Source organism: Calothrix sp. CBUCES-K 9914 (assembly GCF_059640475.1).
Window position 1 is genome coordinate 1 of the sequence record NZ_JBXXZH010000403.1, and the last position, 2827, is coordinate 2827.

Here is a 2827-nt window from a genome sequence, read left to right on the forward strand (position 1 = left end):
CGTTTTCTGTTACGTTGTGCCGTAGTGTTCAAGAGTTGATTCTTCTTTTGCTGTGGCAGATGCAGCAGCAGCAGCAGGAGGGCTGGTGCTAGCTCTGTTCAGCCGAGCACCGCTGTGCCAAGTGCAGGTAGCGTGATGAAAGCGTGCTTTGGCAATTTCACCAGTGATCAGTGTGCTCACATTCACCGACAAGCAAGAGTGCGACACACAGTTGTCGGTACTCGGCAAGGCCGAGGCAGCAAAGCAGAGGACGATCAAGAGTGCCTGTTGTCTGAAGAATGTTTAATAGCGTTGAGATTCACCTTGCATCTGCGATGCTGTGCATATGCAGGCTGTGTTTAGTGTACGATAGGCAGCCAGAGCCCTAGGTGGGGTGTCTGACGGGGTTGCAGAACTGACATCTAGCAGCAACTTTCAACTCTGCATATGCTGCAGGACATGTACACACCAAAGACACCAGAAGATGCCCTTGTACCAAACAAAAAAATATAATCCGATGTTGCTCAGGACCGTTTGCACTTCACTGATCAGTTTTCATGAGAACAATGGCCCTGTCAGGCTGACACAGAGCCTGGCAGGCTGTTGCAACACACAGGCCCTGTACACAGAAAAACGCCCCCTAGTACGGACTTTGCCGCACGAAGTATTGGACAGAAAAGATATCTTGGGCACTAGGGTTGTTATAGCAAAGCAGAGGTAAAAACCAGACCTGCCGCTCAGAAAGCACCCACGCACAGCAAAAGTATTCTGCAAACACCCCACACAGATGACAATACTTATGCAGGCCCATCTTGAGGTATTCATCCTCACAATGCGCTGGCTCGTTAAACACTTCCCGCTGAAGAAGCAAGTAAATTGAACGATGGTGCCCTTGTGATGGTGGAGTTAAGTCCAACCAAACAAGTTCAGCGCATTCAAGACGCAAATCGACCATTGGTAACAATTTTGCAGAATTATTCTCGACAGGTAGAAAAATTTAAGGCAAAAGAAGAAGAAATAAATCAGTGGAAGGAGTCGTTAACTTTCCAAGCGCAGGAACTCAGCCGACGAGAACTTGAAATTGAAGACCGGATGGCGCAACTTCAACAGCTTGAGGAAGAGTGTCAAAACTTAGATTCCGAAAAACAAGAAGTTGACAATTCTCGCGCTGAAATTGCTTTTCTGAAAGAGGATGTTGAGCGCAAACGTCAAGAATTAGAGGGTGCCTGGGAGCATTTACGCGGTGAACAGCGGCGCCTAGAAGAGATGAGCGTAAGTTTACAGCAGGGAACTGTTATAGACTCGGAGCAAGCCGGAGTTCTTTACGCTTTGCTCGAAGGTATGCAGGGTAATGTATCTTCGACTGAAACTATTCAGGAAAGTTTGGATTTTGCGCTCTCGATATTAACTTCTCAACAGCAGTTATTGAATTCGCATTGGCAGAAGTTCGAGCAGTATAAAGTTGAGGTTGAACAGCAACAGCTTGAGGTTGATAATTTATCACAAGAACTTGACGTTGTTCAAAATGAGTGTCAGCAAGTCAAAGCTGTTTTAGAGCAACAAACATGTGAGATGAGAACGGCAGCAAACATTCTTGATAGTAAGCAAGAGTATGCGCGGATGCTTAAAGAGCAATTACGTTCTCAAGATGACTTGTATCAGCAAGTTAGTACTTTAATGACTTCTGGTGATGCTGTATCGAATGAATCTGTAGATATTGAAGCTTTAGATTCCATGCCATTGGAGGAATTAGAGAAAACAGTACAAGATTTGCAAGATAAGTTAAATATTGATTCGAGCTTTGTTCAGGATCAAGAGCAAGAGCTTAATTATAAAGAACAGACGATAAACGAAATTCAGCAAAAAATTGGTCAAGCTGACGTTAGCGAGTTAGCGACCCTTGAAGAAGAACTTAATGATGAAAAAGACCTTTATCAGATGTTGAATGAAACACTGGTTGGTCAACGTCGAAGTTTGGTACAACGTCAAGGGGAACTTCGTCAATATCAGGTTGTGTTAATGAGGCGCCAAGGTAAGACTAATAGTAACGACCAAGGCAACCAGATTGACTTAAAACCGATTTTGGCACAAATTGAGTTACAACAAAAACAGTTGTTTTCAATATTGCAGGATGTTGAGCGTCAAATTGAACAGATAAATGCTGGCATTGAGTTATCGCAAGATACGATAGACAATCAAACATCAGAGTATGAGGAAAAATATCAGGATTTAAAAGTTAGAGAAGATAATTTATTAATGCTTAACGCTGCTCTTGCGGAATCAAAAGCTAAACTAACATTATATGAGGAGACACTCCAACCAACTCAAAATAGTCTAGATGAGTTATTGCAAAAGCTACAAAGTCTTAATGAAAGTTTTGTTCAAATACAGCAAAGCGGTAAGTCCCAACTTGATATAGTTAATCAGATGCAACAGGCGCTCCAAAACTTAACTGCACCTACTTAATTAAATTATCAGTTATCAGGGCGCCGAATCAACATAACTATGCAAATAAGGGACAAAGCACAAACCACAGGCGCCTATAATAATCCTATATAGGCGCAACTGTGGAGCCTTTACTTTTGAAAAATATAAAAGTAATTATATTTATTATGTCATACTGAATTCTCTTCTGGGGTGGGCATCCTTGCCCGCTCTTACATACTTCATGAGAACGAGAAACGCTATATTTATCAATAATTATTTTTGATTGATTTAAATATTATTATTGGCGCCGAAACATATTTTTCATTATTCCTCAATATGTTGCGGCGCCAACAAAGCAAAAAACAAAAGCCTTCTCTTTGTATATCAGAAGAGAAGGGTTTTGTTTGTAATATTGCCCTGG

The 2827-nt window shown here is 41.9% G+C and carries 1 pseudogene; it reads left to right on the forward strand.

The window, feature by feature from the left end:
* Nucleotides 1-843: 843 nt before the first annotated feature.
* Nucleotides 844-2445 (forward strand): annotated as a pseudogene (gene hmpF / locus AC2JBO_RS42480) (pilus motility taxis protein HmpF); the annotation flags it as partial.
* Nucleotides 2446-2827: the final 382 nt, after the last annotated feature.